Source organism: Staphylococcus sp. HMSC036D05 (genome assembly GCF_001836225.1).
GTDB lineage: Bacteria > Bacillota > Bacilli > Staphylococcales > Staphylococcaceae > Staphylococcus > Staphylococcus caprae.
Genome location: NZ_KV827773.1, coordinates 519,823 through 541,980 on the forward strand (window position 1 = coordinate 519,823; position 22,158 = coordinate 541,980).

The 22,158-nt window shown below is 33.8% G+C and carries 20 protein-coding genes; 16 read left to right on the forward strand and 4 right to left on the reverse strand.

What is annotated here, in order from left to right; translation table 11 throughout:
• The first annotated feature begins 3 nt into the window (after window positions 1-3).
• The 3 genes from HMPREF2580_RS03090 (at window position 4) to HMPREF2580_RS03100 (ending at window position 4,177) form a co-directional block, all read left to right on the forward strand.
• A complete protein-coding gene (locus tag HMPREF2580_RS03090; RefSeq protein ID WP_070830354.1) occupies window positions 4-1,749 on the forward strand; it encodes a lactose-specific PTS transporter subunit EIIC in 1,746 nt (581 codons plus the stop codon).
• A gap of 15 nt (window positions 1,750-1,764) precedes the next feature.
• Entirely contained in the window at window positions 1,765-3,177 is a 1,413-nt protein-coding gene (gene lacG / locus HMPREF2580_RS03095; RefSeq protein WP_070830355.1) for a 6-phospho-beta-galactosidase, read from the forward strand.
• Between the two features lie 133 nt (window positions 3,178-3,310).
• Window positions 3,311-4,177: an alpha/beta hydrolase gene (locus HMPREF2580_RS03100; protein ID WP_070830356.1), complete on the forward strand. Its 867-nt coding sequence runs from the start codon at window positions 3,311-3,313 to the stop codon at window positions 4,175-4,177.
• Between the two features lie 71 nt (window positions 4,178-4,248).
• On the opposite strand, the gene HMPREF2580_RS03105 is transcribed toward HMPREF2580_RS03100, so the two are convergent.
• Window positions 4,249-5,391: an LLM class flavin-dependent oxidoreductase gene (locus HMPREF2580_RS03105; RefSeq protein ID WP_070830357.1), complete on the reverse strand. Its 1,143-nt coding sequence runs from the start codon at window positions 5,389-5,391 to the stop codon at window positions 4,249-4,251.
• A 145-nt stretch (window positions 5,392-5,536) separates the two neighbouring features.
• Here HMPREF2580_RS03105 and HMPREF2580_RS03110 point away from each other — a divergent pair, with 145 nt between their 5' ends.
• From HMPREF2580_RS03110 to HMPREF2580_RS03130, 5 genes are all read left to right on the forward strand, one after another.
• The gene (locus HMPREF2580_RS03110) at window positions 5,537-6,541 is read left to right on the forward strand and encodes an NADP-dependent oxidoreductase (protein WP_070830358.1); all 1,005 of its coding nucleotides are present in this window, start codon (window positions 5,537-5,539) and stop codon (window positions 6,539-6,541) included.
• Between the two features lie 87 nt (window positions 6,542-6,628).
• Window positions 6,629-7,645: a zinc-binding alcohol dehydrogenase family protein gene (locus HMPREF2580_RS03115; protein ID WP_070830359.1), complete on the forward strand. Its 1,017-nt coding sequence runs from the start codon at window positions 6,629-6,631 to the stop codon at window positions 7,643-7,645.
• Between the two features lie 454 nt (window positions 7,646-8,099).
• Entirely contained in the window at window positions 8,100-8,636 is a 537-nt protein-coding gene (amaP, locus tag HMPREF2580_RS03120; RefSeq protein ID WP_002443676.1) for an alkaline shock response membrane anchor protein AmaP, read from the forward strand.
• Window positions 8,637-8,648: 12 nt separating this feature from the next.
• On the forward strand, window positions 8,649-8,888 hold the full coding sequence (locus tag HMPREF2580_RS03125; protein WP_002443674.1) for a DUF2273 domain-containing protein: 240 nt from the start codon (window positions 8,649-8,651) through the stop codon (window positions 8,886-8,888).
• Window positions 8,889-8,952: 64 nt separating this feature from the next.
• Window positions 8,953-9,462 (forward strand): Asp23/Gls24 family envelope stress response protein, encoded by a 510-nt coding sequence (locus tag HMPREF2580_RS03130; protein WP_002443670.1) that lies wholly within the window; start codon window positions 8,953-8,955, stop codon window positions 9,460-9,462.
• Between the two features lie 114 nt (window positions 9,463-9,576).
• Here HMPREF2580_RS03130 and HMPREF2580_RS03135 read toward each other — a convergent pair whose 3' ends face one another.
• Entirely contained in the window at window positions 9,577-11,523 is a 1,947-nt protein-coding gene (locus HMPREF2580_RS03135; protein WP_070830360.1) for an IucA/IucC family protein, read from the reverse strand.
• A gap of 103 nt (window positions 11,524-11,626) precedes the next feature.
• On the opposite strand from HMPREF2580_RS03135, the gene HMPREF2580_RS03140 reads away from it, so the two are divergent.
• The 7 genes from HMPREF2580_RS03140 to HMPREF2580_RS03170 all read left to right on the forward strand — a co-directional run bounded on the left by HMPREF2580_RS03140 (window position 11,627) and on the right by HMPREF2580_RS03170 (window position 20,626).
• Window positions 11,627-12,808 carry an MFS transporter gene (locus HMPREF2580_RS03140; RefSeq protein WP_070830361.1) on the forward strand — a complete coding sequence of 394 codons (1,182 nt, stop codon included), beginning with the start codon at window positions 11,627-11,629 and terminating at the stop codon, window positions 12,806-12,808.
• A complete protein-coding gene (locus tag HMPREF2580_RS03145) occupies window positions 12,798-14,555 on the forward strand; it encodes an IucA/IucC family protein (protein WP_070830362.1) in 1,758 nt (585 codons plus the stop codon). Before HMPREF2580_RS03140 ends, HMPREF2580_RS03145 begins: the two co-directional genes overlap by 11 nt.
• Window positions 14,556-14,558: 3 nt before the next feature.
• A complete protein-coding gene (locus HMPREF2580_RS03150; RefSeq protein ID WP_070830363.1) occupies window positions 14,559-15,620 on the forward strand; it encodes an alanine/ornithine racemase family PLP-dependent enzyme in 1,062 nt (353 codons plus the stop codon).
• Between the two features lie 395 nt (window positions 15,621-16,015).
• Window positions 16,016-17,014, forward strand: a complete 999-nt coding sequence (locus HMPREF2580_RS03155) for an ABC transporter substrate-binding protein (protein WP_002443661.1) — start codon at window positions 16,016-16,018, stop codon at window positions 17,012-17,014.
• 11 nt (window positions 17,015-17,025) lie between these two features.
• On the forward strand, window positions 17,026-18,057 hold the full coding sequence (locus HMPREF2580_RS03160) for a FecCD family ABC transporter permease (protein WP_002443659.1): 1,032 nt from the start codon (window positions 17,026-17,028) through the stop codon (window positions 18,055-18,057).
• Complete coding sequence (locus HMPREF2580_RS03165; protein ID WP_002443657.1) at window positions 18,054-19,022, forward strand: FecCD family ABC transporter permease; 969 nt, start codon at window positions 18,054-18,056, stop codon at window positions 19,020-19,022. The genes HMPREF2580_RS03160 and HMPREF2580_RS03165 overlap by 4 nt, the downstream gene beginning before the upstream one ends.
• 230 nt (window positions 19,023-19,252) lie before the next feature.
• Window positions 19,253-20,626: a YjiH family protein gene (locus tag HMPREF2580_RS03170; RefSeq protein WP_070830364.1), complete on the forward strand. Its 1,374-nt coding sequence runs from the start codon at window positions 19,253-19,255 to the stop codon at window positions 20,624-20,626.
• A gap of 53 nt (window positions 20,627-20,679) precedes the next feature.
• Here HMPREF2580_RS03170 and HMPREF2580_RS03175 read toward each other — a convergent pair whose 3' ends face one another.
• Window positions 20,680-20,991: a heme oxygenase gene (locus tag HMPREF2580_RS03175; protein ID WP_002443653.1), complete on the reverse strand. Its 312-nt coding sequence runs from the start codon at window positions 20,989-20,991 to the stop codon at window positions 20,680-20,682.
• Between the two features lie 179 nt (window positions 20,992-21,170).
• Complete coding sequence (locus HMPREF2580_RS03180) at window positions 21,171-21,431, reverse strand: SunI/YnzG family protein (protein WP_037541582.1); 261 nt, start codon at window positions 21,429-21,431, stop codon at window positions 21,171-21,173.
• Between the two features lie 182 nt (window positions 21,432-21,613).
• Here HMPREF2580_RS03180 and HMPREF2580_RS03185 point away from each other — a divergent pair, with 182 nt between their 5' ends.
• Window positions 21,614-22,129: a metal-dependent hydrolase gene (locus HMPREF2580_RS03185; protein WP_002443650.1), complete on the forward strand. Its 516-nt coding sequence runs from the start codon at window positions 21,614-21,616 to the stop codon at window positions 22,127-22,129.
• Window positions 22,130-22,158 lie beyond the last annotated feature (29 nt).

The following is a 22,158-nucleotide window of genomic DNA, read 5'->3' on the forward strand; positions in this document are numbered from 1 at the left end:
TTTATGAATAAGTTAATAGCATGGATAGAAAAAGGAAAACCGTTCTTCGAAAAAATATCTCGTAATATTTATCTAAGAGCGATTCGTGATGGATTTATTGCAGCAATTCCAATTATCTTGTTCTCAAGTATATTTATTTTAGTAGCTTATGTGCCAAACGTATTTGGATTTACTTGGAGTAAAACTATGGAAGGCATCTTGATGAAACCTTATAACTATACAATGGGTATTGTTGGGTTCATTGTAGCAGGAACAACAGCCAAGTCACTGACCGATTCATTCAATAGAAAGTTGGACAGTACGAATCAAATTAACTTTATTTCGACAATGATGGCTGCGATGTGTGGTTTCTTATTCTTAGCCGCTGATCCTGTTAAAGATGGAGGATTCCTAAGTGCTTTCATGGGTACTAAAGGATTATTAACAGCGTTCATCTCAGCATTTGTAACTGTGATTGTTTATAGTTTCTTTATTAAACACAATATCACAATAAAAATGCCTAAAGAAGTTCCTCCAAATATCTCACAAGTATTTAAAGATATATTCCCTTTATCAGCAGTAATCATCATTCTATATGCATTAGATTTACTTGCTAGAGCTTTTGTTCATACAAATGTGGCAAATGCAGTATTAAAAGTATTTGAACCATTGTTTACAGCAGCTGATGGTTGGGTTGGAGTAACGATAATCTTTGGTGCATTTGCATTCTTCTGGTTTGTTGGTATTCATGGACCATCAATCGTTGAACCAGCGATTGCAGCGATTACTTACGCTAACCTTGAAACAAACTTACATTTGATTCAAGCAGGAGAGCATGCAGATAAAGTCATTACACCTGGTACTCAAATGTTCGTAGTAACAATGGGTGGTACCGGTGCAACATTGGTCGTACCTTTTATGTTTATGTGGCTGACTAAATCTAAACGTAATAAAGCAATTGGACGAGCATCAGTAGTTCCAACATTCTTTGGTGTAAATGAACCTATCTTGTTCGGAGCACCATTAGTATTAAACCCAGTGTTCTTTATTCCATTTATATTAGCGCCTATCGTCAACGTTTGGATATTTAAATTCTTTGTAGATGTACTGAATATGAATAGTTTCAGTATCTTCTTACCTTGGACTACACCAGGTCCTCTCGGTATCGTGATGGGTACTGGTTTTGCATTCTGGTCATTTGTATTAGCCATCGTCTTAATCGTTGTCGATGTCATTATTTACTATCCATTCGTTAAAGTTTATGATGAACAAATTTTAGAAGAAGAGTTAGGCAATAAAGAAGCAAACAATGAATTAAAAGAAAAAGTTTCAGCTAACTTCGATACAAAAAAAGCTGACGCAATTTTAGCTACAGCTGGAGCTGGTGAAGCTACACAAACTCAAGTTGATCAACCAGCAATTTCAAAAGAACAATCTAACCATCAGATTACTGAACAAACGAACGTTTTAGTATTATGCGCAGGTGGAGGTACAAGTGGTCTTCTCGCAAACGCACTTAATAAAGCCGCTGAAGATTATAATGTACCACTTAAAGCAGCAGCTGGCGGTTATGGTTCACATATGGATATTATGAAAGAGTATCAATTAATTATATTAGCACCACAAGTCGCATCAAACTATGAAGATATTAAACAAGACACTGACAGATTAGGTATAAAATTAGCTAAAACACAAGGCGCTGAATACATCAAATTGACAAGAGATGGAGAAGCAGCTCTTGAGTTTGTAAAAAAACAATTTGAAAATTAGATAGGAGTTTTATACATGACTAAGAAATTACCTGAAGATTTTATTTTTGGTGGAGCAACAGCAGCTTATCAAGCAGAAGGAGCGACTCAAACTGATGGTAAAGGACGTGTCGCTTGGGATACGTATTTAGAGGAAAATTACTGGTACACAGCAGAACCAGCGAGTGATTTCTATAATAAATATCCAGTGGATTTAGAATTAAGTGAAAAATTTGGAGTTAATGGTATTAGAATTTCAATTGCTTGGTCACGTATTTTCCCTAAAGGTTATGGCGAGGTAAACGCTAAAGGCGTGGAATACTACCATAACTTATTCAAAGAATGTCATAAACGTCACGTAGAACCGTTTGTCACTTTGCATCATTTTGATACACCAGAAGTACTTCATAAAGATGGAGATTTCTTAAATCGCAAAACGATTGATTATTTCGTTGAATATGCGGAATTCTGTTTTAAAGAATTCACAGAAGTTAACTATTGGACAACATTTAATGAAATTGGTCCAATAGGAGATGGTCAATACTTAGTAGGTAAATTCCCTCCAGGCATTAAATATGACTTTGAAAAGGTATTTCAATCTCATCACAATATGATGGTTGCACACGCACGTGCAGTGAAACTATTTAAAGATGGCCAATATTCAGGTGAAATAGGCGTTGTACATGCCTTACCAACTAAATATCCTTACGACCCTTCTAATCCAGAAGATGTTAAAGCTGCCGAATTAGAGGATATCATTCATAATAAATTTATTTTAGATGCCACATACTTAGGTAAATATTCTCGTGAAACAATGGAAGGTGTACAACACATCTTATCTGTGAACGGTGGTAAGTTAAATATTCCAGAAGAAGATTATCAAATTTTAGATGCTGCTAAAGATTTAAATGACTTCTTAGGCATCAATTACTATATGAGTGATTGGATGAGAGGTTATGAAGGTGAATCTGAAATCACACATAATGCGACTGGTGATAAAGGCGGTTCTAAATATCAACTTAAAGGCGTCGGTCAAAGAGAATTTGATGTAGATGTACCAAGAACAGATTGGGACTGGATGATCTATCCTAAAGGATTATACGATCAAATTATGAGAGTGGTTAAAGATTATCCAAACTATCATAAAATTTATGTCACTGAAAATGGTTTAGGATACAAAGATGAATTTGACGAAAAAGAAAAAACTGTACATGATGATGCGCGTATTGATTATGTGAAGCAACATTTAAACGTAATTGCTGATGCAATTGCAGATGGTGCTAATGTGAAAGGTTACTTCATTTGGTCACTTATGGATGTATTCTCTTGGTCAAACGGTTACGAAAAACGATATGGTCTTTTCTACGTCGATTTTGATACACAAGAAAGATATCCTAAGAAAAGTGCTTATTGGTACAAAGAATTAGCTAAAACAAAAGAAATTAAATAACTAACATAAACGAATCAATCATCAAAAATTTATCAAAAAGGCTCATCACTAATAAGTGGTGGGTCTTTAATTATGAGCAAATCATACTTGAATGATATATAATATATGAACTAGATAAAAATGAGGGATGATGATGAAGTCAAAATTAACAGCAATAGTATTTTTAATGATTGCCGTAATGACATTAATATTAGTGATGGCATTAAACAATCGTGAAACAAAGCAAAACAATCATTCTAAAGTAAGCCAATATACTCAAAATCAGGTCGTAACTTTATTTATGCATGGATACGGAGGTAGTGAGAACTCTGAAAAATTTATGGTTAATCAAGCAGTTAAAAAAGGTGTTACTAAAGATGTGATAACTGCAAAGGTAGCACAAAATGGAGAGGTTACATTTGATGGACACTTAGATAAAAATAGTAAAAATCCTATCGTAAAAGTTGAATTTGAGAATAATCAGAATGGTGATTTTAATGAAAATGCGAGATGGATTAAAAATGTTTTAACTCAACTAAAATCACAGTATGGTATTAAACAGTTTAATTTTGTAGCACATTCAATGGGAAACATGTCATTTGCCTATTATATGAAGAATTATGGCGATGATAAACAATTACCTCGACTTCAAAAGCAAGTCAATATTGCCGGGACATTTAATGGTGTATTACATTTAAATGAAAAAGTAAACGAAATTAGTGTAGATCAAAATGGCAAACCAAGTAAAATGAACGAAGACTTCAAAAATTTACTATCACTGAAAGATATATACAAAAACAAAGGAATAGATGTTCTCAATATATACGGAGATGTTCAAGATGGCACACATTCAGATGAACGTGTATCAAATAGTTCATCCAAGTCATTAAAATATTTATTAGGAGATAGCCCTAAATCTTATAAAGAAGTTAAATATATTGGCAAAAAGGCGCAACATAGTCAATTACATGAAAATAAAGACGTTGCTAACAAAATCATACAGTTCTTGTGGAACCGATAACCCCCACAATTGAAGCGCACTTATGTTTTCCGCCGCAAATTTTAAAACATAAGTGCGCTTATTTTAAATCATCATCCCAAATTCAATTCATGAGCTAATAACTCAATCAACTCTAATCGTGCGTCTTCTCCATATACATGAGGTAAAATCATGAGTTCATCCACACCATAGCGATGTTTCAACTCTAATAGCTCGCGTGAGACTTCACGAGGTGTTCCGTATATGATTCGACGTTTGTTCTTCTCAAGTTTTTCACTTTCTCGTTCGCTATAAACTCGATTTTCAGCGGTTTCAATAGATGGATAAAAATGAGGTTGATCCAAATAGTGAATACGTAATAACCATAGTTGTAAAGCACTTAAAAGACGTTCTACTTTCTCATCGTTTCCAGCAGTTACAACAAACGTAGCCAATATCACATATGGTTTCGCACCACCAAAATTTTCCTCAGCCCCTCCATCATTTGAACGGCCTTCAGAATCCGCATCAAATCTTTCACTAACGTCTGGCTCTAAAATTTCGCCAATCTTCCCAACAAAACTATCACTAACGTCCTCATCTGACTTTCCACCATATCTTCCATGCCATCGTTCAAATTCATCCCTATATACTTTTATCACTTCATCAATAGACTTTGAGGATTGACCCATTTGAGCAATAACGAATGGTAAACCTCGTCTGCCAGCTAACTTAGCACTACGTTCACTCATACCTAAGATATACTTCTCAGGTGCAGTAGGGATTAACGGCGTAGCTAATAACGACTTGAAGCGGTGCGCGTCATCAATATTATCACTAAAGTATTTATTCAAATCATCTAATTGTGTCTCAAAGTCTAGCTTTTCTTCTTTATTCTCATTTAACGCTGCATTGACATTTTTGAAACTAGGTGAACGACCGATTGCCATATCGACGCGTCTAGGATGTCGTGCCTCCATAATTTTAAATTGTTCAGCCACTTTGTAAGGACTATAATGAGGCAACATGACACCACCACTGCCGATTCTTATCTTCTTTGTCTGTTCTAATAGGGACATCATGACCATTTCTGGCGCACTTGATGCCACAGAACGTACTTGATGATGTTCAGCTACCCAATATCTCATATAACCTAGTTGTTCAGCGCGTTGTGCCAATTCTACACTGTGCTGAAATGCTTCGTGCGCGCTTCTATCTTCAAATATCGGTACATAGTCTAATATGCTCAATCTCATTTTAGGAAAATTAAACCTCCCTTACCTCACGAATTACGTCATTTCTCAACGTTTGCTCTCATTATACAAGTGATTTTCTATGATTGCGATGACCATGTTCGAGGTATGATACATACAGAATTAATTTTAATAAAAGGGTGATACCATGAAAAATGAACAAATCGTATTTAACAAAGTTCCAGATGGAATGCCACAAGATGATACCTTCAAATATGAAGAAACTGATGTGACAGAACCCGAAAATAATGAAGTCCAATTAGAAACATTATATATATCCGTGGATCCTTATATGAGAGGTCGTATGACAAACGCAGACTCATACGTAGAGCCATTCAAAAAAGGTGAACCTTTCAATGGTCACATCGTATCCAAAGTGCTTAAATCCAATGCTGAAGGTTACAGTGAAGGTGCCATTGTAGTAGGTATGCTTCCTTGGAAGAAAATCAACACCGTATCTACAGAAAATATAGACAAAGTCCCTTCAACAGACGTGCCACTTGATTTATATTTAAGCGTACTCGGCATGCCAGGCCAAACTGCATATCACGGTTTATTAGACATTGGTCAGCCTAAAGAAGGTGAAACCGTTGTTGTTTCAGCCGCATCTGGTGCGGTAGGCTCAGTTGTAGGTCAAATTGCTAAGATCAAGGGCTGTAAAGTTGTCGGCATCGCTGGCGGAGATAAGAAAGTGAACTATCTTACAGATGAATTAAATTATGACGCAGCCGTAGATTATAAGAAAGATGACTTCTCTCAAGCATTGAGAGACGCAGTTCCAGACGGTATTGATGTCTATTATGAAAATGTAGGCGGCAAAATTAGCGATGAAGTATTCAAACATTTAAATACACATGCAAGAATTCCTGTTTGTGGTGCCATTTCTTCATACAACCATCCAGAAGACGATATTGGCCCTCGTATTCAAAGTACCCTCATTAAGAAACAAGCAATGATGAGAGGGTTCTTAGTTGCAGAATTCGCTGATGACTTTAAAAATGCTAGCGAACAACTCGCACAATGGGTCCAAGAAGACAAGATTAAAACACAAGTGTCTGTAGAAGAAGGTTTCGATAAAGTACCACAAGCATTTAGAAATCTACTCACTGGCGATAATTTCGGTAAACAAGTAATTAAAGTTGCTGACGTTTAAGCGCTTCATTTTCAAAAAAAGAATCAAAAGTGTGAATTAAATAAAATGCTATAATTAATTTAATAGAACGAACATCGAGGTGGAATCATGAAAGCAATTGGATTTAACGCACCATTTAAATTAGAAGATGGAAATCAATTTCAAGAAATAGAACTTAATATTCCTGAGCCAAAAGGGAAGCAGTTACTCGTCAAGATTCAAAGTATGAGTGTCAATCCTGTGGATACGAAACAACGTATCTTACCAGTCGAGCATCCGCCACGTATATTAGGATTTGATGCAGCAGGTATCGTCGAACAAGTTGGAGAAGATGTCACAATGTTTGAACCGGGAGATAATGTCTTTTATTCCGGATCACCCACACCACATGGGTCTAATGAAGCGTATCAATTAATTGAGGAAGAATTAGTAGCGAAAGCACCAGCTAATCTTACGCCTGAACAAGCGGCAAGTTTGCCACTCACAGGCCTCACAGCTTCAGAAACGCTATTTGACGTCTTTCAAATTTCACATAACCCTGAAGAGAATAAAGGTAAATCTCTTCTCATCATTAACGGGGCTGGTGGCGTAGGAAGTATAGCGACTCAAATCGCAAAGCAATATGGCTTGAAAGTGATTACCACGGCTTCCAGAACGGAAACAATTGAATGGACTAAGTCCATGGGCGCAGATATTGTGTTAAACCATAAAGAAGATTTAAAGGCTCAATTTGAACAACATGACATCAATGAGGTAGATTACATTTTCTGTACATTCAATACAGATTTATATTATGAAAAGATGATTGAATTAATCAAACCACTAGGTCATATCGCAACGATTGTAGCATTTAATGACAAGCAAGATTTAAATCTGCTCAAACCAAAGAGTGTCAAATTTACACATGAATTTATGTTTGCGCGACCAGTCAATCGTACGCCAGATATGATTAAACATCATGAGTATTTGAAAGATATTGCTGAAAAAGTTGAACAAGGACAATATCGTCATACCACTACGAAGGTTATCAACGGTTTAACTACTGAGACACTTTACCAAGCACATCAAATTTTAGAATCTAGTACGATGATAGGTAAATTAGTCATTAATGTAGACAATCAATAATATGACAATGAAACTAGCTAAACCTGAATAACAATCTCCAAATCAATAGCTCTAAGATGGTTATTAATGATGTACAGAAGCACTAAAGTAGGACACAAGATCTAACTTTATGCGGTTGTATTATTATAAAAACCATCTTAGAGTCTTTTTTATCTCTATTTCTATAATCCGTTTTCCATAAGCCATCTCTACTTTAATACTTCGTTTTCCTTCGGATGTGCTGATAACAATATTTCTTTTTATATTCTAAAAACGAAAAAAATTATCAAATTTTTCTAAATATACGTTTTTCACTTAAACAAAGTGGGAATAAATCAATGTAAGTGGTACTTCTTTGAATATTTTTTAAATTAGATATAAAAATGTTTTATTTATGTTTTAAAAAAATATTTATAGGGTACTTAGTTCACATGACAACAAAATTCAACAATGACTAAAGGAGGTGCCATGCGAGGTGAAAAGACTTAAGAATTTCATCCTCGGCCTATTAATAGTCGCAATCGTTGGATTCCTATTGTTTATGTACATAAAGGATAGTCGTATTAAAAGTTACCAAGACTATTTCCTTCAATTCAATTGGTTCCAACCATTATTAATAGGGCTTGCTGGATTACTAATATTGATTGGTCTCATATTAGTACTAAGCATATTCAAACCTACGTATCGCAAACCTGGACTTTATAAAGACTTTGACGATGGTCATATTTATGTATCACGAAAAGCAGTTGAAAAATCTGCATACGATACAATCACTAAATATGATCAAGTAAGACAACCTAATGTTGTAAGTAAGCTTTACAACAAGAAAAACAAATCATTTATCGACATTAAAGCAGATTTCTTTGTACCAAATAATGTACAAGTTAAATCGTTAACAGAAAGCATTCGTTCTGACATTAAAAATAATGTTGAACATTTTACAGAAATTCCAGTACGAAAATTAGAAGTTAATGTACGTGACCAGAAAACATCTGGCCCACGAGTGTTGTAAGGGAGGGATATCATGGCTGATAATAACAATCAAAACGGACAAGACTCTACGCAACAATTGATTAATATCTTTAAAGCGTTCAAATGGCGTATTATTGGATTTCTAGCATTCTTAATTATAGCTATATTATTCCTAACTCTTGGATTTTGGAAAACAATTTTAATTATTGTCTTGTGTTTAATTGGAATTGGAATCGGGTATATGAAAGACCGTACACAAGACTTTATGAATTTCTTGAATAGATGGAGTTAGCATTAAAAATTAAGAAATTTTCAATTAACTCATTTTAAATATTTAAAATAAAGGAGAATGAATTATGGCAGTAGATAACAATAAAGCAAAACAAGCATATGATAATCAAACTGGAGTAAACGAAAAAGAAAGAGAAGAACAACAAAAACATGCTCAAGAAAACCAAGAACCACAATTCGAAAATAAATTAACTTTCTCAGATGAAGTAGTTGAAAAAATTGCTGGTATCGCAGCTCGCGAAGTTAAAGGTATCTTAGACATGAAAGGCGGTTTCGCTGACAGTGTCACTAACGCTTTCTCAAGCGGAAACAATGTAACTACTGGTGTATCAGTAGAAGTTGGCGAAAAACAAGCTGCTGTAGACTTAAAAGTAATCTTAGAATATGGTGAATCAGCACCTAAAATCTTCCGTAAAGTTACTGACTTAGTTAAAGAACAAGTGAAATATATCACTGGTTTAGAAGTCGTAGAAGTCAATATGCAAGTTGACGATGTTATGACTAAAAAAGAATGGCAACAAAAAAATGAAAAAGACAACAAAGAAAACAACCACGACAGACAAGGTTTACAATAATTAACCTTTAAACGTAAAAAGCACTAGGGCAATCGCTCTAGTGCTTTTTTTGATATAAATGAAGTTGTTGTGTGAATGCACAAACTATTTTAATGTTTTATATTTAATCACTACTTAATGAAGCGGGTTATTTACTTTAATGTACGTATACTCATGTGCTTCATCTTCTAAACGCATCGTTGTAACGCATTTATAATCAATAGTTGGCGCGAAGATGATATCTTCAATCGCCGTGCGACGTTCTTCAGATAAGTCAGTGATGTCATTGAATATCTCTTTTAATGTTGTAGCCATCTCTTGCCAGATTTCATTTTCAAGGGTAGTAGAATTAGAAGACTTAGCAATCGTTAGTACAAGTTCACCTAAATGATTCTGTACAGTAGAATAGAAAGCTTTATTAAATACAGAAGTCTTAGAATTTGTTAAAATTCGAGATTTCTCATGGAAATGATCAGTTGCGTAGCCTGCTTGGTTCAATTGTTCAGCATCAATACGTAAGCCTTCAAAATCTCTAATATACATGGTATTTAATGAGCCATCATGATTAAATGTTGCGACAGAATTTTGTAAATGTGCTTCTAAAGCAATACCATATTTAGAATATAGAGGCATGACTAATCCTAAAATCGCTTTACTATACTCACGCATCCATGATTGCGCTGCATCTTCAAATGTTTCGTAACCTCGAGCATCTTGATACGTTTTAATTAACGTTTCAATCGGCTTTTCATCATTGAAAGGATAGGTTGCTACTAAACTTGAAGGAATGACAGGTACAACATTGTCAGGGATAAAGCGATAAAAATTATTTCTAAATAAAGTACCTAATTGCTCACTTCGATCAGTTTGTATTGACGGATTATCGTTTTGATTATAGAAGTGGATACCCGCAACTTCGTCAATGACATTTGAGGCATATTGATTAAATGTTGTATCCTTTGTCAGAATGTCATTTAAAATTTGAGTTACTAACGGGCCATTATGCGTTGTTTGTTCAGATAATGTACGAATCTCACCAGTAATATGCACATTGGTAGATAACTTGATGTGAGGGGCTTCATTTGGTAACTCTGGTACTAACGTTCTGAATGATAAGCCGGCATAATACGGAATGGAATATTCACTTATTATCACAAGTTGTTGATTCAGTTCTCCCATATAATCTTGGTGTAAGACATGATCGTATTGCCATGGATGCATAATCATCAGATTGTAATCATCTAAATTGATTGTGTTGTCGAATTCCTTTTCCAAATGTGAATAAATATCTGAAAACATATGTTTCATCGTATCATTGTAATTTGCATTTAAAGCTTGAACACGGCTTACAGAATGGTGGAGTAGAACGACTTTTAATTCTATAGGTTGTGCAAATTCAGAAGAATATTTAAATGTTTCGAATGCATCCATACCTTTACGAAGTTTGGCACCTGGATGTAATGGGTGGCCTTCAACGACAGCTTGTTCTGATCGAAGATAACTGTCTTGATGATTTTTAATAATGTCATAAAGTGGCGCTCTATCATCGCACATTTTGAAATATTGATAGCTCAACGCGAATGTCATGTTCGCAGCACTATTTGTTTGGTCGTCTCTAAATTGCTGGCTTGCTTCATTATCTAATTCAGGTGCTTCAGTAAGGATCCAATCTAAGACCACATTCGGGTGTAGAATACGGTTGAAGTCATCATTATGTTTCCCTTGCTTGTAATAGAAAGGACCTTGCACGTCAACACGATTAAATGCATGCTGTCCAGTGACCGGTGCATATAAATAAACATCTGACTTAGGAAAGTGAATTTCTAAGATAGCAGTTACATTCACGTCATAACCAGCAAATTTATGGCGATTTAATAATTGACTATTGTCAGTCCCATTGACTAGATTTTCCCTATGTATAGAAGTTACGAGACGTTGAGTTACTTTATCTCGTCCTTTTAATAATTTATCTTGGAAAATAGATGCCCATTGTTCATCATATTGTTGTAAAAACTGAAAAACATTTTGCTCATCTTTGGTCATCTCGATGTCTTGTTTATTAATAAATTGATTGAAATTCATAATTCACCTCTAAAAAATATTTTACAAAAATAAATAAGATTTGTATAATCCATATTAATGATAATGATAATTATTATCAATTAAAAAGACAGGTGGAAATTAAATGGCAAAATTTTTCTTTTCCAGTTCATTTCTTCTGTTTTTGGGGAATTGGATTGGGCAAATAGGGTTAAACTGGTTTGTGCTTACCACATATCATAACGCAGTTTATTTAGGATTGGTTAATTTTTGCCGACTCGTACCAATTTTGTTATTAAGTGTATGGGCCGGTTCAATCGCTGACAAATATGATAAAGGAAATTTACTCAGAATAACAATTTCATCATCGTTTGTCGTGACTGCAATATTATGTGGTTTAACATTTACTATTGATTCTATCCCAATCGCTGTAATACTCGTGTATGCGACTTTAAGAGGTATATTAAGTGCCGTTGAAACACCTGTGAGACAAGCTGTCTTACCTGACTTATCAGATAAGATTTCTACTACACAAGCTGTATCGTTTCATTCATTTATTATAAATATTTGTCGTTCAATCGGTCCAGCAATCGCAGGTGTCATCTTAGCTGCTTATCATGCGCCAGTGACATTCTTAGCGCAAGCAGTATGTTATTTAATTGCAGTCGCATTTTGTATACCGATTCACTTTAAAGTTGTATCAAATAATGTTGAAGATAAAGAATTTTCTTTAAAAGTCGTCATGAATTATTTTAAACGAAACTTAGAAGGAAGTAAGATATTTATTACCTCACTATTAATCATGGCGACAGGATTTTCATATACAACAGTATTACCCGTGCTAACGAATCATATTTTTCCAGGAAAATCAGAAGTATTTGGTATAGCGATGACGTTCTGTGCTGTTGGTGGTATCGTCGCAACAGTAGTACTACCGACGATCTTAAACCATTTAAGTTCAGTAAAAATGTATTACTTAAGTTCATTACTATTTGGACTTGCTTTACTAGGCGTCGTTATACACAATTTGGTTATCATGTTCATATGTATTACTTTAATTGGACTATTTAGCCAATGGGCAAGAACTACCAATAGAGTTTATTTTCAACATAGTGTTAAAGACTATGAGAGAGGGAAGGTATTAAGTATCGTTATGATGGATCGCGGTATGATACCTCTTGGAAGTTTAGTAATGAGCTTCTTTGCAGATGTCTTTGGAATATTAACAACATTCCTCATTATGGGTATTGCAACTGTCAGTATCTCAGTCATTTTCTACTTAATACAACGCATTTCGAAGGTGGAGGAAAGTAACAATGGAGCGTAACGAATGGCTTTTAGCAGATAAAAATATACAATATAGAATCATGAACGCAATAATCAAAGAGCGTATTTCTCCAGATGGTATGACAATGACAGAAACAAGCCATCATGTTGAACTTCAATATCACGGTAAAATTTTATCAGTTCATGTAGAACGAAAAAGCGCCATGGAAAGATATGTGTTCAGTGGGGATGTTATTTATAGCTGTGGTCATGTATCTCAACCGATAGAAAGTTTAGAAGATTTACTTGAAACATTAACGCAAGACTTTGATATAGAAATTTCAGAGCGGTTGTATGAAGAATTGATTCATAGTAGGGATAGCTTTATTGAAACGTACAAACATTTTAATAATAGACAATCACTGATACATCAGAGTATGAAATTTGCTAGATTACCTGAATCTTTAAATTTCATCTCTTGGCTACAACATTTACAAGAAAATGGCATTGCCGATGATTTAAGTTACTCTGAAAGTTTAATTGTTGAAGGACATCCTACCCATCCTTTAACAAAGACGAAACTGCCTTTGACAACGAATGAATTAAAAGCGTACGCTCCCGAATTCGAAAAGGTCATCCCTCTAAATATCATGCTGATAGAAAAGAACCATATCGTTACAACATCTATGGAGAATGATGCACAATATATATTAAATAAAGTTATCCCAGAGTATCGTAGTCAATTGAGTACATTTTTAGAACCACTCAATTTAGATATAGATGACTATCGGGTAATGATTGTACATCCGTGGCAATACGAGCACACAATTGGTGAAAAATTTAAACAATGGATTGCAGATAAGATTCTGATACCTACCCCATTTACATTAGAATCTAAAGCGACATTGTCATTTAGAACAATGGATTTAATCCATAAACCTTACCACGTGAAACTACCTGTAAATGTTCAAGCAACGAGTGCAGTTAGAACGGTCTCTACAGTTACGACTGTCGACGGCCCTAAGTTAAGTTATGCTTTACAAGGCTTGCTAGATCAATATCCAGGGCTTCAAGTTGCAATGGAACCATTTGGCGCTTATGCTGACGTCGAACCTGATTTAGCTAGACAACTCGCATGCATTATTCGTCAGAAACCCGTTATCTTTGAAAATGGCACAACAGTTGTTACTGCTAGTTTGGTTAACCCTAATCCAATCGATCATAAAGCCATTGTTGATAGTTATTTAGAATGGTTAGAAAATGACGTAACCATCGATCATATTAAATATTTCATTGCGACTTACACACAAACATTAGTACAACCTTTGATTGCATATATTCAAGATTATGGAATAGCTCTTGAAGCTCATATGCAAAACACGATAGTGAATCTGGGACCTAATTATCAAATGAAATTTTTAGTGCGTGACTTAGGTGGCTCTCGTATAGATTTAACAACATTGCAACAAAAAATAGATAACATAGAAGTGACTAATGAAAGCTTATTAGCGCAATCAATTGAAGAGGTCATTGCGAAATTTCAACATGCCGTCGTTCAAAATCAGCTTGCGGAATTAATTCACCATTTTAATCAATATGAAGATGTGGTAGAAAAAGAGCTTTTCGATATTGTACGTGAAGAGATTGAAATAGCTATTGACGATGACAAAGCACATGCCGACATTTTAAGGAAAGTATTATTCGGACCCACAATAACAGTTAAAGCGTTATTGAGTATGAGAATGGAAAATAAAGTAAAGAAATATTTGAATACAGAATTAGATAATCCTATAAAAAAAGAGGTGTAGTACATGGCGAGAATCAACGTTAATTTATCTAAAATTAAATATAATGCCAAAGTACTTCAAACTATACTTGAGCGTAAACAGATTCATTTTACCCCTGTAGTGAAATGTGTTGCCGGAGATGAACGTATTGTTTCAACAATTCAATCTTTAGGTATTACACACTTTGCTGAATCTAGACTTGATAATATTGAACGATTAAAAGATTTAGATGTTACGTTTACTCTATTACGACCAACAACAGAATCTGAGTTTGAAGCAATGGTTTCAAAAGTTAAAATGAGTATTCAAACTGAATTACATACAATTAAGAAACTTAATACCATAGCTAAGAAACTTAATGTGAAACATCAAATTATGTTGATGATTGATTGGAAAGATGGTCGTGAAGGTGTCTTAACATATGATACGCTTGATTTCATTAAAGAAATTATGAATTTAAATCATATACAACTTGTAGGTGTTGCATTTAACTTTATGTGCTTTAAGTCTGCTGCACCAGAAGAAAACGATGTATTTATGATAAATAAATTTGTGAGCGCAGTTGAAAAAGAAATGGGTTACAGATTTAAAATTATTTCTGGTGGTAATTCAAGTATGCTTCCGCAAACAATGTATAATGATTTAGGAAAAATTAATGAATTAAGAATAGGAGAAGCATTATTTAGAGGTGTGGACACAACAACAAATGAACCGATTGCTAGTTTATATCAAGATGCAATTGTGTTAGAAGCGGAAATTATTGAGATTAAACCACGGATTAATCAACTTACACACCAATCCTATTTACAAGCAATAGTTGATATTGGATATTTAGATACATTTATCGAGGGGATTAAACCAATTGCTAATGATATTAAAATTATTGGTGCTTCAAGTGACCATTTAATGATTGATTTAAACAATCAAGATCATTACCAAATCGGTGATAGAATTCAATTTAGTTTGAACTACGAAGCAGTCTCTCAAAGTATGTATATGAAAAACTTAACCAAAAGTTATATTTATGATTCAAAGATTCAAACACTAATTGAAAATTTCCATACACCAGTTTATGTGAAATCATAATACGATTTTCAATTAGACTAACGTTATTATATGAATCAAGAGGTTGGGACAAAAGTGTTTAGGATTTGAGCAGAACCGAACGATGAGCAAAATTGTTTCTCAAATTTTGTCGAATTGTGAGTGTTATTGCTGAAAATCCTGTTTTTGGGACGCTGTTTATCGGTTTCCCATAGCATAAACGTTAAAGGTCCCAGCCTTTTTTATTAAATAGTTATTTAATTTAAGAATTATATTGAGTTATATACAGATTAATCTCAATAAGAAGTTAAAGAGACATTTGATTTAAATAGTAATGAGTAAAATTTATTCACAAAATTATACAATAAAATGTTGACAATGATAATCGTTATCAATAAACTATTAATGTAAGCATATACATATTAAGGAGTGGAACTATGAGAGGTCTCAAATTTTTTAGTGTTATTGGCTTAATGCTAGTTTTAGTTCTTGTTGCTGCATGTGGAAGCAATGGTTCTAATGACTCAAATAATAAATCAGCATCTAAAGATGGTGTTGAAATCAAGCATGAAGAAGGGAAAACAAAAGTCCCTAAACACCCTAAACGTGTTGTTGTTCTTGAATATTCATTCGTTGATGCATTAGCTGCATTAGATGTTAAACCAGTTGGTGTTGCAGATGATAAGAAGAAAGAACGTATTATTAAACCATTAAGAGATAAAATTGGGAACTATACTTCAGTAGGTGCTCGTAAACAACCTAACTTAGAGGAAATTAGTAAACTTAAACCGGATTTAATTATTGCAGATAGTAATAGACATAAAGGCATTTATAAAGATTTAAATAAAATTGCTCCTACAATTGAACTGAAAAGTTTCGATGGTAACTATAATGAAAACATCGATGCTTTCAAAACGATTTCTAAAGCATTAGGTAAAGAAGATGAAGGTAAAAAACGCCTAGACGAACACGAGAAAAAAATCGAGAAATATAAAAAAGAAATTACAATGAACAAAGATGAGAAAGTATTACCTGCAGTTGCTTCCAAATCTGGTTTATTAGCACATCCAAGTAATTCTTATGTAGGTCAATTCTTAAGTCAACTTGGATTCAAAGAAGCATTAACTGATGACGTAACTAAAGGCTTAAGTAAGTATCTTAAAGGACCTTACTTACAAATGAACACAGAAACATTATCTAAAGTTAACCCAGAACGTATGTTTATTATGACTGACAAAGCAAGTCCAAATGAACCATCATTAAAAGAATTAGAAAAAGATGCAGTTTGGAAAAAATTAGATGCTGTTAAAAAAGATCGCGTTGACGTTTTAGACCGTGACTTATGGGCTAGATCACGTGGTTTAATCTCATCTGAAGAAATGGCAAAAGAACTTGTAGAATTATCTAAGAAAGATTCTAAAAAAGATAACAAGTAAGGTGGAAATCAATGACTATAGGTTATAAAGATAGTCAATCCGCTATTGAACAAAAAAAGAGAAAGCGCACTACACTCACTTATATTGTGGGTGTGTGCCTTCTTTTTATTTCAATCTATTTGAATTTAGCGATTGGTTCTTCGAAAATACAATTTCATGATATTTTAAGTTATTTCACAGGACACATCGGAACAGAGCAAACATTCTTAATACACAACGTACGTATGCCTCGAATGCTTGCAGGATTAGTCATAGGTGGCGCTTTGGGGATAGCAGGTTTACTTATGCAAGCAATTACTAAAAATCCACTGGCCTCTCCACAGATATTTGGTGTAAACGCAGGAGCTTCGTTTGTCATTGTCTTAATAACAGTTTTAATTCCAGCTTTAGGCTCATATTCAACTATCTTAGCTATTATTGGTGCCTTTTTCGGTGGTTTTACTGTTTATACGCTCTCGGGTTCTACAAAAGCTATTACACCCGTTAAACTTGCACTTGCAGGTATGGCTATTCATCTATTTTTTAGTAGTATGACCCAAGGAATTATCATTTTAAATGAGGACTCTAACGATACAGTGATGTTTTGGTTAGTAGGATCTTTAGCTGGTATTAAGTGGAGTCAAATCATGATGATTGTCCCATGTTTAGCAATTGCTGTGATTGTGACCATTTTCATGGGACGTCAACTTACAATTATGGAGCTCGGTGACGATATAGCTAGAGGGTTAGGTCAACGAACACATATCGTAAGAATGATTATCGGTTTATTAGTCATTGTCTTAGCAGGTATGTCTGTTTCAATTGCAGGACCTATAGGATTTGTTGGTTTAATCGTTCCTCATATCGTTAAACGCTATGTAAGTAAAAATTACTTAGTTATGATTCCTCTAACATTTATTTTTGGTGCAGATTTATTATTAATCTCAGATGTATTATGTCGATTAATCACATATCCATTTGAATCACCAGTAGGTATTGTGACATCATTTGTCGGCGCCTTTTACTTCTTATTTATTACAGTTAGAGGGGTGAATCGCGTATGATAAAAGGAAGAAATAGTATACGTTACGGTATTGTAATTTTAATTTTATTAGTGAGTACTTTATTCAGTTTATGTATAGGTTCTGTCATGATTGACCCTATTCATGCAATTGCTGGTTTATTTACACAAGATGATTTTATTTTAAATGAATACCGTATTCCTAGAACATTATTGGGATTAGTGATAGGTAGTAGTTTAGCTATTTCAGGTGCGGTTATTCAAGGTGTTATCAGAAACCCACTTGCTTCACCAGACGTGATTGGTATTACAAAAGGGGCAAGTCTTGCTGCTGTTATCATTATTATGATTTTTCCATCAGCTCCTCTCTTTGTTTTACCTTTAGGATCATTTGCAGGCGCTTTAATTATCAGTTTAATTCTATCTTTCCTAATATCTAAATTTGATGTTAAAGGTTCGAAGCTAGCATTAATAGGTTTAGCGATAGGGGCAATTTGTACAGCTATCGTTCAGTTTCTACTTATTCGTAATCCAATGGATGCTAACAATGCATTAATTTGGTTAACGGGTAGTTTATATGGACATAATATCTCTAACTTTTTCAGCGTGCTACCTTGGTTTATAATTACTGTACCTTTAGTACTTCTACTTGGTTATCAGTTGGACATTTTAAACTTAGGTGACAACGTAGCCACTGCACTCGGTGCACGTGTGCAATTCTTAAAAATGATACTTCTTATCTTAGCTGTTATGTTAGCTGGAGCTTCAATTGCAGTAGTCGGAGGTATCAGTTTCTTGGGACTTATTGCTCCTCATATCGCTAGACAACTTGTGGGGCATAAGAATTTACATGTCATCATCATGTCAGGGTTAATAGGTGCCATATTATTAACACTTGGTGATGGCTTAGCTAGGGGAATTCAACCACCACTCGATATTCCAGTGGGTGTGGTTATTGCAGTTATTGGAGCACCATATTTCTTATTCTTATTACGTAGAATGAAATAAATTATTCATTAATTATAAATGGGTGTGCTCAAGGGTATAACAAGGCCGATTTCAATTTATAATACGTTGAAATCGGTCTTTTTTTAAATTTGATGATTGCGAAAAATGGAAGAATAGCGTATAGTAATTATACGTATTTATTCATAATTTTGCATATATAATCATTAACAAATGCACTTATCTTGATAAATTCAAGCTTAATATAAATAGAAAGAAATGGATTGAAAGTAATGAAAGAACACACCCAAAGTGAGATCATTAAAGGAAGAATAAAATTTATAACAATGTCTATCTTAGGAATTATTTTATTTTTAATTCCTATACCTGTTGTTCAAGATGGAGAGAAACAAACAACATTACCTGTAGCATTTTTAGCTAATTGTCTTAAAGATTGGATAGGTGGCGTGATGTCATCACTCATAGTTTTAATTATCACAGTTTCTGGTATTTTAACTATTTTATGTTCTACAATTTTTAAAAATAAATTGAATCCGCAAGGTTTAATGTATAATGCATTTAACGTTAAAATAGGATGGTTAATATTAAGAGTTTTAGCAGTGATATTTGTGTGGCTTACTTATTTGAAAGTGGGTCCAAAGATGATTTATTCAGAAGATACTGGAGGACTCGTTTTTTCTAGTTTGCTACCAACATTAGTCGCTGTATTTTTATTTGCGGCTTTATTTTTACCATTATTAATGGAATATGGTTTATTAGAATTACTAGGACCAGTATTTAGACCAGTGATGAGACCATTATTTACATTGCCTGGTCGATCTACAGTGGACAATCTTGCTTCATTTATCGGAGATGGGACAGTAGGCGTACTCATTACCAGCAGACAATATGAAGAGGGGTTCTATTCGAGAAGAGAAGCAACTGTTATTTCAACTACATTCAGTGTGGTTTCTATCACTTTTGCAATTGTCATTGCTTCAACTATAAAAATGCAAGATCAATTCTTTTATTTTTATATCACAGTCATTATATCTTGTTTAATTGCAGCAATGATTATGCCTAGAATATGGCCACTTAAAAACATTCCTGACGAATATGCCAAAGATGTTTCTAAAGAAGCTAGAACAGAACAATTACCTGAAGGAAAAACAGCGTTGGGACATGGTTTTGATATGGCAACAGAAGTTGGTATTAAAGCACCTGGCTTCAAAGATTTCTTTATTTCTGGTTTTAAAACAGTAGTTGATATGTGGTTTGTCATCTTACCAGTAGTTATGAGTATCGGAACAATAGCTACAATCATTGCGAATTATACACCTATTTTTGAAATAGTAGGGAAGCCATTCGTGCCATTTTTAGAGTTACTACAAATACCCGAAGCATCACATGCGTCTCAAACGATTTTAATTGGTTTCGCGGATATGTTTTTACCATCTATTCTCATTGAAGGTGTTCAGAGTGACATTACACGTTTTGTCATTGGCGCATTAAGTATATCTCAATTAATATACTTATCAGAAGTAGGTGGCGTTATACTAGGATCAAAAATCCCGGTTAGCATTGGAAAGCTATTTATGATCTTCTTAATTCGTACTTTAATTACGCTTCCTATTATCGCATTATTAGCACACTTGTTTATTAAATAAAAAAAGATGACACATCGTTTCAATTCCAATCGATGGCCATCTTTAAATCGTTTTTATTTATCTAGTTTAGATAAGACATTCGCTTTTACAATTTCGCTTTTAATTACTGGAGAATCTTCTGATTTTCCAGTATTTTTATGTGCTTCTTTAAAAGCATCACTGTTTACCCAGTTCTTAAAGTCTGCTTCAGTTTCCCACCAAGTATTAACATACATGTCCTCACTATAATCATCTCTAGCAATTTGCCAAACTTCAATTCCATTAAATCCTTGTAATGATTGAATTTGTCCACCTTTAGTAAATCTAGGTGCCATTTTTTCAGCAAATCCTTTTTTTACAGTGATTCTGTTAGTCACAACGAACATAGCTCTGATACCTCCAATTAAATACTACTTTAAATATAATATGTATATTTGAGATTATCAATTTTTAAAGATTTTGAAAATTTTATTTACTATCGGAATTTTTCTATAACTAATAAAAGCTGCCAACAAAGTTTGACCTTGTCGACAGCTCATTGCCATATCATATTTTATGTACTTTATTATTTTGTAAGTTCATTATAAACTTTTTGATCGTTTTGAGTATAAATAATGTATTTATGGTCATCAGTATCGATAATTACGCGATTTGTTTTCCCAAATGTAGATCCAATACGTGAAATTTCTTTACCATTTTCGTCTGGAACGGCATGGATGTCTTGGTCTTGTGAAATATTTTTAATTTCATTATTTGGGATTTTAATATCTGCAACTCTCCATTGAATACGTACTTCATTATCGTTTTTCTTTACTGTCATTGCCATTAAAAACACATCCTTTAAATAATTTGTACATTTATCATAAATGATATTGAAATCGTTTTCAAGCATTTGTGTGATACTTTTAAATAAATTATGTCATACTAATGATTTGAATATAATATAGCGAAAGTATGTTCGCATTTATTGGGTGAATGTGATATGATTAATAAAGAAGGAGACGTTCAATGACAGGTAAAACACATGCATCTTGTGGCTTTCTAGTAGGAGCCCTCACAACACAATACTTTCATACAGATTTATTTACTTCGATTACCACAATAGTTCTATCCACGATTGCAAGCTTATTACCAGATATTTGCCATACTAAAAGTAAAATTGGTAGACGTTTTAAAATTTTAAGTTTTATCATTCGACTTTTATTTGGACATAGGACATTTACACATTCTCTAGTATTCATAGCTTTAGTTGGCTTTTTACTGTACTTAATTCATACTCCCATGTATTATATGGTTGCGATTGTTATTGGAATGATATCACATGTTATACTAGATATATTAACTCCTAGAGGTGTGAAATTATTTTACCCGTTACCATTTAATATAGTATCACCGATACATTTTAAGACAGGTGGTTTAGTAGATTTATCTTTAGCTACTGCTTTGAGCTTTGGAGCTATCTACGTTTTATTTCAACCCTTTGTTAACGAATTAACGCATCAGTGGGTAAGCCATTTTTTCTAAATTAAATAAAATATGGAATGAAGAACATA

What these genes read in the sequence shown, in the direction of transcription:
- HMPREF2580_RS03090 (WP_070830354.1), top strand. Translation starts at nt 4, where the DNA reads ATGAATAAGTTAATAGCATGGATAGAAAAAGGAAAACCGTTCTTCGAA.
- lacG (WP_070830355.1), top strand. Translation starts at nt 1,765, where the DNA reads ATGACTAAGAAATTACCTGAAGATTTTATTTTTGGTGGAGCAACAGCA.
- HMPREF2580_RS03100 (WP_070830356.1), top strand. Translation starts at nt 3,311, where the DNA reads ATGAAGTCAAAATTAACAGCAATAGTATTTTTAATGATTGCCGTAATG.
- HMPREF2580_RS03105 (WP_070830357.1), bottom strand. Translation starts at nt 5,391, where the DNA reads ATGAGATTGAGCATATTAGACTATGTACCGATATTTGAAGATAGAAGC.
- HMPREF2580_RS03110 (WP_070830358.1), top strand. Translation starts at nt 5,537, where the DNA reads ATGAAAAATGAACAAATCGTATTTAACAAAGTTCCAGATGGAATGCCA.
- HMPREF2580_RS03115 (WP_070830359.1), top strand. Translation starts at nt 6,629, where the DNA reads ATGAAAGCAATTGGATTTAACGCACCATTTAAATTAGAAGATGGAAAT.
- HMPREF2580_RS03125 (WP_002443674.1), top strand. Translation starts at nt 8,649, where the DNA reads ATGGCTGATAATAACAATCAAAACGGACAAGACTCTACGCAACAATTG.
- HMPREF2580_RS03130 (WP_002443670.1), top strand. Translation starts at nt 8,953, where the DNA reads ATGGCAGTAGATAACAATAAAGCAAAACAAGCATATGATAATCAAACT.
- HMPREF2580_RS03135 (WP_070830360.1), bottom strand. Translation starts at nt 11,523, where the DNA reads ATGAATTTCAATCAATTTATTAATAAACAAGACATCGAGATGACCAAA.
- HMPREF2580_RS03140 (WP_070830361.1), top strand. Translation starts at nt 11,627, where the DNA reads ATGGCAAAATTTTTCTTTTCCAGTTCATTTCTTCTGTTTTTGGGGAAT.
- HMPREF2580_RS03145 (WP_070830362.1), top strand. Translation starts at nt 12,798, where the DNA reads ATGGAGCGTAACGAATGGCTTTTAGCAGATAAAAATATACAATATAGA.
- HMPREF2580_RS03150 (WP_070830363.1), top strand. Translation starts at nt 14,559, where the DNA reads ATGGCGAGAATCAACGTTAATTTATCTAAAATTAAATATAATGCCAAA.
- HMPREF2580_RS03155 (WP_002443661.1), top strand. Translation starts at nt 16,016, where the DNA reads ATGAGAGGTCTCAAATTTTTTAGTGTTATTGGCTTAATGCTAGTTTTA.
- HMPREF2580_RS03160 (WP_002443659.1), top strand. Translation starts at nt 17,026, where the DNA reads ATGACTATAGGTTATAAAGATAGTCAATCCGCTATTGAACAAAAAAAG.
- HMPREF2580_RS03165 (WP_002443657.1), top strand. Translation starts at nt 18,054, where the DNA reads ATGATAAAAGGAAGAAATAGTATACGTTACGGTATTGTAATTTTAATT.
- HMPREF2580_RS03170 (WP_070830364.1), top strand. Translation starts at nt 19,253, where the DNA reads ATGAAAGAACACACCCAAAGTGAGATCATTAAAGGAAGAATAAAATTT.
- HMPREF2580_RS03175 (WP_002443653.1), bottom strand. Translation starts at nt 20,991, where the DNA reads ATGTTCGTTGTGACTAACAGAATCACTGTAAAAAAAGGATTTGCTGAA.
- HMPREF2580_RS03180 (WP_037541582.1), bottom strand. Translation starts at nt 21,431, where the DNA reads ATGGCAATGACAGTAAAGAAAAACGATAATGAAGTACGTATTCAATGG.
- HMPREF2580_RS03185 (WP_002443650.1), top strand. Translation starts at nt 21,614, where the DNA reads ATGACAGGTAAAACACATGCATCTTGTGGCTTTCTAGTAGGAGCCCTC.